The sequence below is a fragment of the Phormidium sp. FACHB-592 genome (assembly GCF_014695795.1).
Taxonomy (GTDB): Bacteria; Cyanobacteriota; Cyanobacteriia; order Leptolyngbyales; family Leptolyngbyaceae; genus Stenomitos.
Genome location: NZ_JACJOZ010000111.1, coordinates 1 through 15,951, shown reverse-complemented (window position 1 = coordinate 15,951; position 15,951 = coordinate 1). Strand labels below are relative to the sequence as shown.

The window sequence follows — 15,951 nt, the reverse complement described above, 5'->3', positions numbered from 1 at the left end:
AAGGTGTTTATGCCATGCAAGCCAGCAACTTTTGGAAAAACTGTGCCAGTTGCCAGGATCTGCGGTTAGATCATTTATACTTCACCACAACGCCGCTCCCACAAGAGCGTGAGCGGTCGGTGGAGCAACAAGTTTCCACGTTTGAAGCGAGAGGAGTGTTCGTCATGTTCTAGGCAACCCTAGAAGCCAAAAACCCCCACTGCGGCCAAACAGAAGGGGTTAGAAGGCTTGTAATTCGATTTGAAGGATAGGAGCAGGGACTCTAACTGATGCTTTGACGGGCAGGTTGTTAGGTCACCCAGCTTTGCTATGCCAATTTTAGTGGCAATTTGTCAAAAGGTGCAACCATTTTGATGAATTGTTCTAGTTTTGGCATGGCTTCCTATCTGCTGTAAGTCCAGCTATAGGGAGTTAACTTGTGCATCAAAATTCTTGTGAATATTGGGAGGGCAGCCCATGCAATTAGCCCCCTCCCGTGCCTTTCCCTCTGTCCAGGAAGGCGATGATCCCTTCCTCGCGCTCTGGTCCCACCGCTATGACTATCTCTGGGCTGAGCATCCCAATCCAGACGAACGACCCGAGTGGCAAACCGAGAGCCGTCATCCGCTTTCAGATCGCCTGCTTCAACAGGGAGCCATGCTCTACGGTGTCCGCTTTGGTCCCACCACACGTTACTGTGTCCTCGATGTGGACAAGGGCAGTGCTTACCACCCCACGCGCGATCGCTTTGCCTGGCGGCGGTTAGTCGCAGCGCTGGAAGTTTTGGGTCTGGTACAAGCCATCATCTGCACCTCCAGCTACAGTGGCGGTCTGCATCTCTACTTCCCCTTTGACACCGAGCAGAAGACATGGGCGATCGCCCTGGCGGTCTCTACCCTGCTGGAAAATAACGGCTTCAAACTGGCACCCGGACAGCTCGAAGTTTTTCCCAACTGCAAAGCCTATGTCACCAGTGGCGAGCATAGTCTCTACAACGGTCATCGTCTACCCATGCAAGCGGGGTCATATCTCCTAAATCAAGACCTCCAGATGATTTGGGGCAACCAGGAGACGTTTGTGCAGCACTGGCAGTTTGCTCAACAGCGCAATAGTCTCGATACCAAAGCACTGGAGCGGATTCTGAAAGCGGCACGACGGCGACAGTTCCGCGTGACTGGTAAAGCCGATAAGTTCTTGAATGACCTGAATGCTGAAATTGAACAGGGGTGGACAGGTGCGGGACAGACGAACCGCTTACTCGGACGCATTGCCATGCGTTCTTACATCTTTGGGCATGTCCTGTATACCGACAAGCCCTTAGAAGGTAACGCGTTGGTCCACGATATCGTCACGATCGCCCAAGCGCTACCCGGCTATCACGACTGGTGCCAGCATCAACAGGAAGTGGAGAAACGTGCTCAAGACTGGATGCAGGCGATTGAACAAAGCCACTACTTTCACTACGGCACCGACAAACGTCCTGCTGAGTTAAGTCCTGTTCGTCCCGACGAGTCAGAGTCCAGTTGGAACCAGCAACAACAAGCTGAAGCGAGAGCACGCATTCAACAAGCCGTCGCTAACCTCTTAGGCAAGTCAGCACTACCATCAGGCATTACTGAACGCTTCGATGTCCTCATCACCTGTGGACTGAGTGGAGCGACGCTCTATCGTCATCGCGATTTGTGGCATCCCCGTCATTTACAAAACACAACAATCGGCGCGATTCAGAGTGCTGTGGAGCCGGATTGCTCGTGGGCGGCATCCGGCTCCACCAGTCACACAAACTTATTGGGTGAGAATGGGTGTAATAGCTTGCCTGAAGGGAGTTCTAGCCCTTTGGAATGTCTAGAACCAGGGACGATCGGGTGTAATAGTGCTCCCATTGGGGCTTTGAGCCAGGCAGAGACCAGAAATATGACTCAGGAAGAGGGAATTGCCTATATCAAACAGGTCTTAAAGCAGGTAGAAGCCAGACGCCAGGTCGAAATAGCGCAGAAACGTCAACGACTGGCGGGACAAGACCAGCTGGCACTCCCCTTTGACCAGGAAACACCGTAAGCGTTGGTAGCACTGCTATTGCAGTTGCGCTTGTTGCTTTTCAGGCTCTGTCGGCTTCACCACTCCAAGTGGAGCTGTCAAAGTGGCGTGGTTAATTGCCTAGCGCAGCAGAAGTGCCAATTCTAAGGGGTCTAGCAACGATGCGTGTAAAAGTGAGCCATTTGTTTGAAACCTCTATACTGTAAGAGTTTCAAACAAATCAATTGATGGCTTAGTTATAGCAACGGACAAAAAGTGGTCGTTAAGGCTAAAAAGCTCATGAGATAAAGCTTTTAGCGATCGCTCTAATTGGCTACCTAGCGGCTTGAGCTGTCCCGTTTTCACTCCTAAATGGGACAGTCCGCATTACAAACAACGATTTTGCACCCTTACAGGTTTCTCAGTCATGATCGACAAGGCTCCGTAAATGGGACAGTTCACTTCAACTGCTTACTAGCGACCAGAATTTTTCCGCTGCTAAAACTAAGCCACCGCGGTCTCAAGCGGCTCACAGTCTTGGTCATGGTCACGCGCCACAACGAAGCCGTAAGCCCGGCAGGCAAGGGGGCGGGAGTCATCGCTCCGGCACGCGCCCGCTTGCTCATCGCGATCAGGATACCCCACCCCACTTAACATTTGCTCAACGCTTTGCTGCAGCAGTGCCTCGAGCTTTGGCATGGTCTGAAAGCCGCTCCTACAGCAGTTACTTCTGGTTTAACAGGGGTGCCTCAAAAGGGTCCCTGAGGCTACAGGGCAAGAGCGCCACGCCGTGAAGCGGTTGCTGTCACACCGTCTTGTTGATGAATCAGGCATGAATGCATTGAGAAGCTTGCTTGAAGGCGGCACTTAGCGAGGGCAACGGGGGAACCCTTGGCTTAAACCCGCCTGTTCCGTTGCCATGCTGCCGCTGGGCTATGTCCACGCCTTTGAGGCACCACCGCTCCTGGTTGCTAGCCAAGCACCGTCGTCATCCGCACCCTTTACCCCGCCACCCTTGCTATGGAAGCAGCCTTTTCGTCTACTGCCAGTGCCCTCAGCGCCGCGGCGGCTCTTACCGTAGCGCACCCGCTGCCAACAGAGACAGTTTTACAGTCTGGCTCGTTAACCCGTGCCTCCAGTCTTCTTTTTCTTGATGCCGGTCTCAGTGACTATCAGAGTCTTATCACTGGCGTCACAGCAGGCACCGAAATCCATCGCCTGAACTCGTCGCAGGATGCGGTCACGCAAATCACCCAGACCTTGTTGGGGCGAGACGGCATCACTAGCCTGCACATCGTCTCCCACGGGTCAGCCGGTGGACTGGACTTTGGCAGCGGTCGGCTGCACCTGAGCAACTTGCCGTCGTATGCGGCACAGTTGCAGAGTTGGAGCCAGGCGTTGACTGCTGATGCCGACCTTTTGCTGTATGGCTGCAACGTGGCGCAGGGTGAACTCGGTCAGGCGTTTACGAGCATTCTGAGCCAGTGGACCGGAGCGGATGTGGCGGCTTCCGACGATTTAACGGGTAGCAGTGTCCAAGGTGGCAATTGGACGTTAGAAGTGCAGACGGGACAGATTGCGGCCTCTCTGGTCTTTCAGGCAAGCGCGATCACCAGCTATCAGTCGGTGCTGGCGGTTGACCTGCTCTCTCAGGCAGACCCTACAATTCTGAATGACACTGCCGGCGGCACTATCAACCGTGGCTCAATCAGCAGTGATGGGCGCTATATCGCGTTTACCAGCGGTAGTGACAATCTGGTGACAAACGACACAAATAGCACGGAGGACGTGTTTCTGTTTGACAGACAGACCGGCACGACGACGCTCGTCAGCACCACGGGCACCGCCAGCGGCAACAATGACTCCTTCAACCCGGTGGTTAGTGCCGATGGGCGCTATGTCACCTTTGCCAGCAATGCCAGCAACCTGGTAGCCAATGACCGCAATGGCACCCTTCAAGATGTGTTTGTGCGTGACTTAGTGAACGGCACGACGACGCTCGTCAGCACCACGGGCACCAGCAGCGGCAACAGTGACTCCTTCAACCCGGTGGTCAGTGCGGATGGGCGCTATGTGGCGTTTACCAGCAATGCTAGCGACCTGGTAGCCAATGACCGCAATAGCAGCCACGATGTGTTTGTGCGTGACTTAGTAAACGGCACGACGACGCTCGTCAGCACCACGGGCACTGCCAGCGGCAACAACCAGTCCTACAACCCGGTGCTCAGTGCCGATGGGCGCTATGTCGCGTTTATCAGCCAAGCCAGCAATTTGGTAGCCAATGACCGCAATGGCATCCTGGATGTGTTTGTGCGTGACTTAGTGAGCGGCACGACGACGCTCGTCAACAGCACGGGCACCAGCAGCGGCAACAGTAGCTCTGACAACCCGGTGATCAGTGCCGATGGGCGCTATGTCGCCTTTACCAGCCTTGCCAGCAACCTGGTAGCCAATGACAGCAATAATACTCAAGATGTGTTTGTGCGTGACTTAGTGAACGGCACGATAACGCTCGTCAGCACCACGGGCACCAGCAGCGGCAACATCCAGTCCTTCAGCCCGGTGATCAGTGCCGATGGGCGCTATGTGGCGTTTACCAGCACTGCCAGCAACCTGGTAGCCAATGACAGCAATAATACTGAAGATGTGTTTGTGCGTGACTTAGTGAACGGCACGACGACGCTCGTCAGCACCACGGGCACCAGCAGCGGCAACCGTAGCTCCTTCAGCCCGGTGATCAGTGCCGATGGGCGCTATGTGGCGTTTACCAGCACTGCCAGCAACCTGGTAGCCAATGACAGCACTAATACTCAAGATGTATTTCTGTACGATCAGACAGCCAGTAGCACGACACTCGTCTCTCGACGAGCGCCATCCCTACCCTCCCTCTCAGGTAGCGGTTCTTCCACCGCACATGTCAGACAGTCTCTTAGTGCCGATGGGCGCTATGTCGCGTTTAGCAGCTTTGCCAGCAACCTGGTAGCCAATGACAGCAATAATACTCGAGATGTGTTTGTGCGTGACTTAGTGAGCGGCACAACGACGCTCGTCAGCACCACGGGCACCAGCAGCGGCAACAGTGACTCCCCTAATCCGGTGCTCAGTGCCGATGGGCGCTATGTGGCGTTTAGCAGCCAAGCCAGCAACCTAGTAGCCAATGACCGCAATGGCGCAACGGATGTGTTTGTGCGTGACTTAGTGAACGGCACGACGACGCTTGTCAGCACCACGGGCACCAGCAGCGGCAACAGTTACTCCTACAACCCGGTGGTCAGTGCCGATGGGCGTTATGTCGCGTTTGCCAGCTATGCCAGTAACCTGGTAGCCAATGACAGCAATAATACTCAAGATGTGTTTGTGCGTGACTTAGTGAACGGCACGACGACGCTGGTTAGCACCACGGGCACCAGCAGCGGCAACCGTGACTCCTTCAACCCGGTGGTCAGTGCCGATGGGCGCTATGTCGCGTTTAGCAGCACTGCCAGCAACCTGGTAGCCAATGACAGCAATAATACTCAAGATGTGTTTGTGCGTGACTTAGTGAGCGGCACGACGACGCTCGTCAGCACCACGGGCACCGCCAGCGGCAACGGTCGCTCCTTCGACCCGGTGCTCAGTGCCGATGGGCGCTATGTCGCCTTTACCAGCGAAGCCAGCAACCTGGTAGCCAATGACAGCAATAATACTCAAGATGTGTTTGTGCGTGACTTAGTGAACGGCACGATAACGCTCGTCAACAGCACGGGCACCAGCAGCGGCAACAGTGACTCCTACAATCCGGTGCTCAGTGCGGATGGGCGCTATGTCGCCTTTACCAGCTATGCTAGCAACCTGGTAGCCAATGACAGCAATAATACTCAAGATGTGTTTGTGCGTGACTTAGTGAGCGGCAAGATAACGCTCGTCAGCACCACGGGCACTGCCAGCGGCAACAACCAGTCCTACAACCCGATGCTCAGTGCCGATGGGCGTTATGTCGCCTTTGCCAGCCAAGCCAGCAACCTGGTAGCCAATGACCGCAATGGCACCCTTCAAGATGTGTTTGTGCGTGACTTAGTGACCGGCACGACGACGCTCGTCAGCACCACGGGCACTGCCAGCGGCAACAACCAGTCCTACAACCCGGTGCTCAGTGCCGATGGGCGTTATGTCGCCTTTACCAGCGATGCCAGCAACCTGGTACCCGGGGACCACAATGCGACACAAGATGTTTTTGTGTACACCCTTAACACCCAGCCTACCGCTGCCAACAACAGTGTTACCTTCAACGAAAACACAGCCTATACCTTCACTGCCACTGACTTTCCCTTCACGGACAGCAACAGTGGTGAGACCCTGCAAGCCGTGCAGCTGTCCCAACTCCCTGCTGCAGGCAGCCTGACGCTGAACGGCAACCTTGTCAACGCTAACGACACCATTAGCCTCAGCCAGCTTACTAGCGGCAACCTCAAGTTTACTCCCGTGGCTCATGCCAACGGCAGCAACTATGCCAGCTTCCAGTTCAAAGTCAGCGATGGCTACGGGTTTAGCACTTTGGCCTACACCATGGTGCTGCACGTCACTCCAGTCGACACGAACTTGTTGTGGCGCAGTGGCACCACGGGCACAGCTCCTACTGGCACAGGCGAAAACGCGGTCTGGCAACTGCAAGACTTCACCCTCCAGAGCAGCTACTACCTGCCCACCCTTGCCGATCTGAACTGGCAGATCATCAGCACCGCTGACTTCAATCGCGATGGCAACGCTGACATTCTTTGGCGCAACCAAGCCACGGGCGAGAATGCCATCTGGCAAATGAACAGTACCGGACTCCAGAGCGGCTACTACCTCGCCACGATCGCCGACCTGAACTGGCGACTCCTGGGTACCGACGACTTCAATGGGGACGGGACAGCCGACCTTGTGTGGCGCAATCAAGCGACGGGTCAGAATGCCATCTGGCAGATGAATGGCTTTGCCACCCAAACCGCCGCCCTCATTAACACCGTCACGGATTTGAACTGGCAGATTGTCAGCACGGCTGACTTTGACAATGATGGTCGGGCTGACCTGCTGTGGCGCAACCGGGCGACGGGCGAGAACGCCATCTGGCAGATGAATGGCTTTGCGACCAAGAGCGCCTTCTACATCAATACCGTGGCGGACACCAACTGGCAGGTGGCAGGCACAGCTGACTTAAATGGTGACGGCATCGCCGACCTTGTGTGGCGGCATCAGGCCACGGGCGAGAATGCCCTTTGGCAGATGAGCAGCACGGGTTTACAAACCGGTTACTTCCTCACGGCGGCACCTGACTTGAACTGGCAAATTGCTGGTGTCGCCAACCTGGGTGGTGACAGGACACCTGACCTCCTCTGGCGCAATGCGGCGACGGGGCAAGCTGGAATCTGGCAACTGAGCGGCTTCAGCTACGTGCAAGCGTATCAACTCTCTAACGTACCAAGTGAGTGGAGCGTGAGACCCTTTACGATCGCTTAACTCAACGGCTACACGCGCACGTTTTGGCCGCTAGCCACGCCGCGTGTCAAAGTGAGACATGACCTCAAAAAGCAGTCCTTCGAGCCTTGCTACTAAAGCTCACTCTTTCGTGGTTAGTTGCTGCCACCCGCAGCTAACCAGACCACTGGTGCACTTGCACAGCTGCTCCGGGGTGCAACTCACCCAGGCGATCGCCGGTACTGGACTCGCTCAAAACTGGCACAAGCGCTCAAAGCTTTACACAGTAGCAGTTTTACTTTTTAGCCGGTTGGTGGGTTGTAGGTAGCAGCAACAGCACCAGCCTCAGCCAGCCATAGAATCAAGTGATTCAGTGCCGCTGTTGCTGACGTTGGTTTGGGTGCCCTGGCTACAGGCACTAGCATTGCAGCCTCAGAGGACTGCAACTTTACTAAGGCCTGGAGACGTTCACAATGACTGACCTTGATCCTGCATTACCAGAAGGGTTTGCAATTCGTCGCTTGCAGTTGAATGATCACGATCGCTTACGTCTCTACATGATGCCTCATGATCCTCGCCCTGTCTTGGCAGCTGTACCGCTTCAAACCATGATCAGCCTCTACAAAATTGGCCATGGCCTTACGCTTGCCATCATCCCTAGCCTCATTTGGTCGGTTGCGATAGTCATGATGGCGAGCGGTAGTTTAGCAATTGATGGGTTATGGATCGGCATGAGCTGGTTGGTTCTGCTAGGAATTTGTCTACGAGTTGCCCTGACACTGCGTGAAGATTGGCTGCAGTTTTGCTGGGTGGTTGAGCAGCAGGAATGTTTCGTTGCCTATAGTGTGTTACGCCCCTACAAGCGTTATTCAGTCTTGGAACTGCTTCAAGTCCATCCCAAATGGGCGCGTAGAGGGATTGGTTCCACATTGGTTCAAACCATGCTTGAGCAAGCGCCTCAGCCGGTTTATGTCGAAAGTGCTGTTCGCGCCGTGAGATTTTATACTCGCCTGGGTTTCCATAAGCTTCGTTTTAAGGAATTGCCGTCTGAGGCTCAAAAGCGTTTCCGCTTCAGAGGGGTTACAACGTTGCTGGTTTATGAGCATGGTAAACGCAGCTCAAAGGCTATTGACAGCTAGTGTTGACGTTTTCGCTGGGGTCGGGCAAAGCCTTGCTACTAAAACTTACTCTTTCATGCACCGTTGCTCCGGGGTGCAACTAACCAAGGCGATCGCTGTCCAAGCTGAAAACCGCTATTGAACATAAATCTAACCTTCCCTAGTTCAGAAGTCATACCAGCAGAAGTAACCCGCTAATGAGCGGCAGCAACTTGACACAGGCCTCTGCCAGTTTTGTAGCATCAGGCAAACTAGAGGCAGTCCCTTTCAGAATCTTCATTGCTGTTTTAGCTGACTTTTGCAGGATGTTATCCTCAGGCTTCTGTCCGGCCTCTGCTAAAGTTTTTACCTGCTCTAAAGCTTCCACCTTGTCTTCATCAGGCAAGTTTGTTTCCGCTTCAATGACTGCTTGCAGTTGAGCCAACAACTCCTTGATTCCTGGGCTATCTGGGTCGAGCGACGGGGGTAGCTGATTAATGGTATTTGTAACAGAGCCACTAATGGCACCAAGGGCAACCCCTGTCATTGTTTGGTTCTCCCCGGCTGCGGCAACACCGCTAACATTGCCTTGAACGCCACTAATGTTCACATTGCCCTTATTTTGTGTCATAACAAACTCTCCTTGATTCTGATAGGTTTCCACATAAAATTTAGGTTGATGCAAAGCATTCTCTAGTAGCTTTTCTAGACCGCGGATGCGTTCATCTTTCTCTGCTACTCCCATCAAAAGAGTTTGCAGATCGCTATACGGCAAAGCTTTGATTTGCTGATAGCGTGCAAAGTACTCAGCACTCAATTCTGAGCGATTAGCACCTTCTGCTACGATAGCCTGAAGCCGAATCTTTTCGTTGCCTCGTCCCTCCAAGGCAACAACTTCAAGACCAGCCTCTGGATGTTCTTCAGCCACCTGTTTTAGAGCAATTGAGGCGGCAGTTGGATCAATGCCTCGGTGGTGAAAGAGATCGAGAGTTTTGAATGTGCTTGCCATTTCACGCAAGTCAAGGTTCTGCGTGTGATATAGGTCAAGTGTTTTGATGATGGGAGTAATAAAGTCGGAAAAGTCTCCTTCCTTAAAGTTTTCATTACGATCATCGGGTTTACGAGAGGGATCAGGGTCATCCCGTGTTGGAAGTTGCATGTAGATATAGTCACACTTCACATCCTTCAGCTTCGTATCGACTGAGATACCCCAATTTTCAATGAAAGCTCCTGTTAAACAGGCTCCTGTTAAATCAGTTTTGTAGAGTTGTGCCTGCACAAGCTTTACCCCTTGCAACTTGGCATGCTGTAGAGTTGCGCCACTAAAATCTGCACTGATAAAGCTAGCCCCTTGCAAATTTGCTTCATCCAGATTGAGTCCTCGAAGGTCCTGTCGATCGTAGTTCTTGTCTTGACCTTCCTTCGTATTGGCGAGCTGTCGTAGGTGAGGAACATCAAGATAGGTTCCGACAAGACGTGCTTGCTCAAGTTGTGTGGTTCTAAACCAATTAGTTCGCGTAAGATTTGCTTTTCTGAAGTCAACACTTTTGAGAGTCGCCTGTGTAAAATTTGCATCGGTTAAGTTAGCGCCCCGAAAGCTTGTTCCTCCAAAAGTAGCGACTCCAATGGCAATTGTCCGCACTAAAGAGTATCTCCGATCGCCAACATATACCTGCCAACTAATGTAAAGACTCAGTCCTATCAAGCTGATATCAATCACAGCAGAAACAGCCAGTGCAAGGACTAAAACATTACTAGCTAGTAAGTCCGCCCCTGCTAGAGCGCCAGGTATAGAACTCACTACCATCGCTGTGATCGCAACTATAACCACAGCTCTCGATACTGTCCAAGCGACAGAGATAGCAAGGCCTCCAAGCACTGCGGCGGCAATCGCCGCCGCAATGGCAACCGCTTGAATAACTGTAGCTGCGATAGCCTCTGCCTGCCCTATGGCTGCAACCATCGCTACCACAGCTGCAACAGTGAGTGAAAAAACTCCTAAGGCTGCTCCTAGTCCACGCTTGATCACAATCAGGATGAAAATAGTTAAGACAACTAAGACGACAAGCCCAGACCAAAACCCAAAAGGTTGAGCTTGAGGCGCGACCATCAAGCTACCTACCAGCGCACCTGCATAGGCTGAAATGAAGCCGGCTAAAGCTGCCAGGCACCCTACTCCAATAAGCAAGCCGATCAGCCAATGAGACTGCTGCCCTGCTCTAGCGTTGCCAAAGTCTGCGCCTATGAGAATGGCACGCGCAAAGTTGGTACCTCGAATATCTGCACCGCTAAAAGCTGCCCCTGTCAAATCTTGACCAGCAAAAGAGCGACCGCTAAGATTTTGACGGCTGAAATCTTTGGACATAGATAGCGGTGGAAGGTAAAGGGGAGCAGTTCTCTAAAGGATGTAGTTTACAGAGTACTAAGTTTAGACCTTCTACACTAAGTTGCTGTCTATTTGCCCCCGAACATTTTTCTAACAGCCGTGTATAGTGGACCCCCTCCTGCACCAACGCGCGCTCTACCACCTGGACGAACGGTCTTTTTAACACGAGGAGGACATTCTATGGTATCCAGATTGAGTTTTTGTTCCGAAGGACAAACCGCTCGATCAAGAGGAACAAAGGCATTAGAGATGAAAAATGGCTCCATATTCTGACCTAACTTGTGTAGCGCCACAGCACTTGTCCGTCGCACTTTCCTGTCATTTTTCTCATCGTTTGCAACAGTCAAAAGAGGTTTGATAGCTTGTTGAGGTGGCGGTTTGATATTTCCTAGTGCATAAGGGATCAGTCCATCCTTGAAGGCATCCTTAAAAGCATCCTTATTTTTAAGTGCTTCAACTAGAGGTGAAGCTGCTTTTTCACCTATTTTCCCTAAAGCCTCTGCGGCACTGGAACGAACAGCCGCCTCCTCATCTTCGAGAGTGGCAATTAGAGCTGGAACGGCAGCACTTGCTTTTTCACCTATTTTCCCTAAAGCCTCTGCGGCACTGGAACGAACAACCGCCTCCTCATCTTTAAGGGCAGCAGTCAGAGCTGGAACGGCAGCACTTGCTTTTTCACCCATGCCTCCTAAAGCCGCTGCGGCACTAGAACGAACAGCCGCCTTATCCTCCTTGAGGAAGGTGATTAAACTAGAACTAGCAAGCTGAGCATTACCTGTTTTCCACAAAGCAAAAGCTGCACTAAACTTATATGTATAAAAGTTATTAAGCAGAGCCGGCTCTGCCGGCTCTGCTGGCTCTGCATCTTTAAGGGCGGCAGTCAGAGCTGGGATGGCAGCACTTGCATCTTTGCCTATACCTCCTAAAGCCGCCGCCGCACTGGAACGAACACCATACTCCTCATCTTTAAGGGCGGCAGTCAGAGCTGGGATGGCAGCACTTGCATCTTTGCCTATACCTCCTAAAGCCGCCGCCGCACTGGAACGAAATTCGCTATTTTGGTTTGTTAACAAGGCTTTAAGTTTAGGAACTGCTTCAGTCCCACATGCCTCTAGCCCTTGAAAAGCAATGTCAGCCTGACCCCCATGATTTAACTCTCTGTTTACAAATTGCTCAATTCCTAAATCAGTACATTCTTTATTAAAAAGATATTCATCATATACAACGTTCGATGGTGTTACAACGTTCGATGGTGTTACAACGTTCGATGGTGTCCTCTTCGGCACAAAGCTACACCCAGATTGCATTGCAACAACTAGTGTTGCCAGCGCTACCAGTTTGACAAACTTTAGAGCTCGACCTGTTTTTTTAGCCACGTAGTAATTTCCATACTGCTCTCTTCGTATAGTTTCAGACGTAGAGAGGCAAAACCCTAAATCTTTACTAAGCATAAAGAAATTTGTTGCTGAAGAAGAGTTTTAGGCGTTGCTAATTTAAGGCATGAATTTCGTGGGACATTGTCATGCCCTGCCAGCCGCTACCTGTAGCGACCTGCAATCATAAACCGCCAAACCTGCAATCGTCGCCTTTTCAAACCAGGATTAGTTGCAACTATAATTTCACCTCAACCAGGATTAACTGCAACTGAGCCAGGACTCCTTTGCAACGAACCTGCAATCATCCGCTCCAAGAGGTTTACCCATGGTCGAGTTCGAGGGCAGTGCTGGCAATCCGTTCGTCAAGCAAATCTTGCACGAGCGCTATCAAATTCAAGCACTGCTGGGTCGCAGACCCGGACGGCAAACGTTTTTGGCGCTCGATTTACAAACCCACTTGCCAGTGGTTCTGAAACTCTTATTGTTTAGCCCCGATTTCACCTGGGAGGAGTTGAAACTCTTTGAGCGTGAGGCACAAACCCTCCAAGCGCTGGACCATCCAGCCATCCCCCAGTACCTGGATTCTTTTGAGGTGGAAATCGCGTTTGGTAAGGGTTTTGCATTGGTCCAAAGTTACCTTGAGGCCCGCTCGCTCCAACAATTGACACAGGACGGCTGCCGGTTTAGCGAAGCCGAATTGACGACCATTGCTATCGCCTTACTCGACCTGTTGACGTACCTGCATGGCCTGCAACCGCCGGTGATTCATCGTGACCTGAAACCGAGCAATGTGTTGCTCAAAAACCGCAGTGGTCATCGTCCGGGTGAAGTTTATCTGGTTGATTTTGGCTCGGTCCAAACCGCCACTCATGGTGGTACGGTCACCGTCGTGGGCACCTATGGCTATATGCCACCCGAACAATTTGGTGGACGCTCGTTACCGGCCTCCGATTTGTATGCGGTCGGTATGACCTTGATTTATTTAGCGACCGGACAACATCCAGCCGAGCTGCCTCAGCACGATTTACACGTCGAGTTTCAGCACTTGACCACCCTCAGCAGTGCTTTCAGTGATTGGCTTGCCTGGCTCACCCAGCCCAGCCTCACCCGAAGACCGGCCTCAGCCCAAGCGGCTAAGCGACACTTGCTCCAGCTCCGCCTAGAGCCCCAAGCAGCCTCAACCATCCGAAAAATCCACTTAGGGGCCACCACCCGTCCCGCTACGTCCGCAATTTCCCTAGAGACCACGCTCACCACGCTGCAACTCAAAGTACCCACTAAGCAAATGCAATATCTCTTTCCAGGTCGGTTTTCAGAGCGGTTTTTACCGATCTTTTCAGGTATAAAAGATTCCTCGAATAGACAGGGTTATCTAGTCCTAGTCTCAATCACGTTTTTTGCAATGCTTTTCATCAATTTTGGGCTTACCTTGTTGCTTCTGGTGGTCGGTTTTCTTAGCCTCCTACCGATACTGCAAGATCCAAGCCAAGTGAAAGCGCTTGGCAAGCTCTTTGCAAGTGCTAGCAGTTTACCCAAGCATCCTAGTGCGAAGGTGGTGACATTGCAAAAAAAAGATCGGGCCGTTATTGTGACGCTCAACCTGCTCAAAGGGGCGGAAACAACTGTCATTTTTCAAGGAAAACTCATGGGCCTTTCTGCTGGCGCGGAGACCCTGACCCGCTATCGACTCAACTTGCACTTGCCTGCTGCTAATCATCTGCTGATCGTCAACGGCGATCGTCGGGAAATTGAATGGCTCTGCAATGAGTTAAGCGAGTGGTCAGGTATTCAGGCAGGGCATTGGAGGCAGCCTCCTGAATTCAGGGAGCCTTGATGCTAATGCCTGACCGTGCTTTACCCGTAGGGGCATGGCTCGGATTTGAGTCAGGGGGTATCAGCCCCAAAACCAGAACTTTCCGTCAGCCCCAAGCCAGCCCGGCCCTGCTCGCGTTCCGGTCGCTCACTAGCCCCGTGCTATGGCAAGTCTAGTGCCCCTGCCGATAGCTGTGTCACCTAGTCGCCGGTGAGAGCGGCTTGATGCTGGACAGGGCTTTCGCCTGCCTACTGGACCCCTACTGGGTGAGTCGACACGACAGCATGGCGGCGTTGTCGTCGCTGACCGCGTTCGCGCTCAACCGTGCATCTTGATGCGGCTCGCGCTGTCGCTGGCGGTCCGACCTGTGAGCGCCTGCTTGCCGCCGACTTGGGCGCTGGTCGAGCGCCACTGGTGGTAGGACTCAAGCCGGTTCTACGAGCGGTGGACGTGACGCTGCAACGGTGGGTCACGCCGATAGCGCCAGGTGTAGAGGAAGACTCTACTTGACTGTGGTGACGATCGCCAAGGGGGAGGCTGGCAGCAAGGCGTGTCAAAGTGAGCGCTGGCAGCCAAAGGCAGTCCATGCGCTCACTTGCACTCAGGCTCACTTGCTTCGTGGTTAGTTGCAAAACCCGCAACTAACCAACGACAGAATCGGCATCCTAGCCTGTGCATAGGAGCTAACAGTAACGAGAGCATCGGTGTTGCAAACTATAACCGAATGGTGATTTATGCCAGTTCTAGTCCAGTAAGCTAGGAGAATATAGGCAGAAACTTTCCGCCTAGCCATCCAATTTGGGATCTTAGGCGGAAAGTTTCCGTCTATTAGTAGTTAGCTTGCTTCACTTTATCGGTAGGGCAGCGCTTTTAGCTGTAATTACTCAGTTTTGGAAAACTACAGCTTCAGATGAATGACTCAAACCGCGATAATCTAACTGGCTTAGGCAATCAAAGTTTAATCCAAACTCGTTTCAAGCAGTATGCTGGTGATCAGACACAGTTTGGAATAATTCTGGTTGATATAGATGGATTCATATACTTTAACGATTGTTATGGTCATAATGAAGGTGACGAGAAACTTAAACAAATTGCTCACTTAATTCGCCAAACTGTACCTTCTGAGATTGATGTTTTTAGATCAGGTGGGGATGAGTTTGTTGTTTTTCTAAACAATTTAAGAAGAGCAGAAGTTCTCTCGCTGGCAATGCAAATTTGTAAAGCAGTCAATGAGCAATTTTCTCATCTTCCACCATTGAAACGATACTTCAGTATGGGGGATCTAAGCCATTTAGAGGTGCTTTTTCCACTAACAGTTTCTTGTGGAGTGGCTTTCTATCCAGAGCATGGTGTAGATTATCCCACTCTATATCGAGAGGCAGGAGATGCTGCAATAAGAGGCGGTAAAAGATTGTATGGCGGTATTGTAGGTGTAGCGATGAATTTCTACGATTCTTGCTTTTTGCCTTCGACTAATAGCAGAACCACAAGCTAACAAATCGTTGCAGCGGCAAGTAGCAATGGTGGTGGGGTACAAAAGTTATTCGCTGCCGCTGAACTCAATCGTTATGTCTGAAAATCCTCGTGTCACCTGACAGCCAGCAGCAGTATGAGCGGCTTACGGTTCATAAAGCAAAAAACCCGATCGCTCTGACCGGGTTAATTGGCAGCGATGTCCTGCTCGACTGCATCTCAACCCCTAATAGCTCCTTCCTACTCTACGCAAACACCTTGGTAGACTATGGTTTATGACTGAAGCCGCTGCAGTCATACTGGAAAGACTGCTACAACAAGTGCCAGCAGCAAGAGTCGCGGTTGTACATATTCTTCGTACAACAACGCCGCTTG

At 52.0% G+C, this 15,951-nt stretch carries 12 protein-coding genes; 8 read left to right on the top strand and 4 right to left on the bottom strand.

Annotation, left to right across the window (positions count from 1 at the left end):
* Nucleotides 1-14: 14 nt before the first annotated feature.
* Both H6F86_RS31990 and H6F86_RS31295 read left to right on the top strand, forming a co-directional pair.
* Nucleotides 15-173 (top strand): hypothetical protein, encoded by a 159-nt coding sequence (locus tag H6F86_RS31990; RefSeq protein WP_206756131.1) that lies wholly within the window; start codon nt 15-17, stop codon nt 171-173.
* 283 nt (nt 174-456) lie between these two features.
* On the top strand, nt 457-2,037 hold the full coding sequence (locus H6F86_RS31295) for a hypothetical protein (protein ID WP_190455749.1): 1,581 nt from the start codon (nt 457-459) through the stop codon (nt 2,035-2,037).
* Between the two features lie 462 nt (nt 2,038-2,499).
* On the opposite strand, the gene H6F86_RS31290 is transcribed toward H6F86_RS31295, so the two are convergent.
* Nucleotides 2,500-2,694, bottom strand: coding sequence for a YkgJ family cysteine cluster protein (locus H6F86_RS31290; protein ID WP_190455747.1), 195 nt, complete (start codon nt 2,692-2,694; stop codon nt 2,500-2,502).
* Nucleotides 2,695-3,015: 321 nt separating this feature from the next.
* Here H6F86_RS31290 and H6F86_RS31285 point away from each other — a divergent pair, with 321 nt between their 5' ends.
* Nucleotides 3,016-7,473, top strand: a complete 4,458-nt coding sequence (locus H6F86_RS31285; protein WP_190455744.1) for a DUF4347 domain-containing protein — start codon at nt 3,016-3,018, stop codon at nt 7,471-7,473.
* Nucleotides 7,474-7,733: 260 nt separating this feature from the next.
* On the opposite strand, the gene H6F86_RS33060 is transcribed toward H6F86_RS31285, so the two are convergent.
* Entirely contained in the window at nt 7,734-7,856 is a 123-nt protein-coding gene (locus H6F86_RS33060) for a hypothetical protein (RefSeq protein WP_277881739.1), read from the bottom strand.
* Nucleotides 7,857-7,904: 48 nt separating this feature from the next.
* Here H6F86_RS33060 and H6F86_RS31280 point away from each other — a divergent pair, with 48 nt between their 5' ends.
* Nucleotides 7,905-8,570 carry a GNAT family N-acetyltransferase gene (locus H6F86_RS31280; protein WP_190455741.1) on the top strand — a complete coding sequence of 222 codons (666 nt, stop codon included), beginning with the start codon at nt 7,905-7,907 and terminating at the stop codon, nt 8,568-8,570.
* 151 nt (nt 8,571-8,721) lie between these two features.
* Here H6F86_RS31280 and H6F86_RS31275 read toward each other — a convergent pair whose 3' ends face one another.
* A complete protein-coding gene (locus tag H6F86_RS31275) occupies nt 8,722-10,893 on the bottom strand; it encodes a pentapeptide repeat-containing protein (protein WP_190455738.1) in 2,172 nt (723 codons plus the stop codon).
* A gap of 89 nt (nt 10,894-10,982) precedes the next feature.
* Nucleotides 10,983-12,290, bottom strand: a complete 1,308-nt coding sequence (locus H6F86_RS31270) for a HEAT repeat domain-containing protein (RefSeq protein WP_190455734.1) — start codon at nt 12,288-12,290, stop codon at nt 10,983-10,985.
* A 325-nt stretch (nt 12,291-12,615) separates the two neighbouring features.
* On the opposite strand from H6F86_RS31270, the gene H6F86_RS31265 reads away from it, so the two are divergent.
* From H6F86_RS31265 to H6F86_RS31250, 4 genes are all read left to right on the top strand, one after another.
* A complete protein-coding gene (locus H6F86_RS31265; protein ID WP_190455731.1) occupies nt 12,616-14,124 on the top strand; it encodes a serine/threonine-protein kinase in 1,509 nt (502 codons plus the stop codon).
* Nucleotides 14,125-14,427: 303 nt separating this feature from the next.
* The gene (locus tag H6F86_RS31260; RefSeq protein WP_190455728.1) at nt 14,428-14,613 is read left to right on the top strand and encodes a hypothetical protein; all 186 of its coding nucleotides are present in this window, start codon (nt 14,428-14,430) and stop codon (nt 14,611-14,613) included.
* A 400-nt stretch (nt 14,614-15,013) separates the two neighbouring features.
* On the top strand, nt 15,014-15,598 hold the full coding sequence (locus tag H6F86_RS31255; protein ID WP_190455726.1) for a GGDEF domain-containing protein: 585 nt from the start codon (nt 15,014-15,016) through the stop codon (nt 15,596-15,598).
* An 89-nt stretch (nt 15,599-15,687) separates the two neighbouring features.
* Nucleotides 15,688-15,855 carry a hypothetical protein gene (locus H6F86_RS31250; RefSeq protein WP_190455722.1) on the top strand — a complete coding sequence of 56 codons (168 nt, stop codon included), beginning with the start codon at nt 15,688-15,690 and terminating at the stop codon, nt 15,853-15,855.
* Nucleotides 15,856-15,951: the final 96 nt, after the last annotated feature.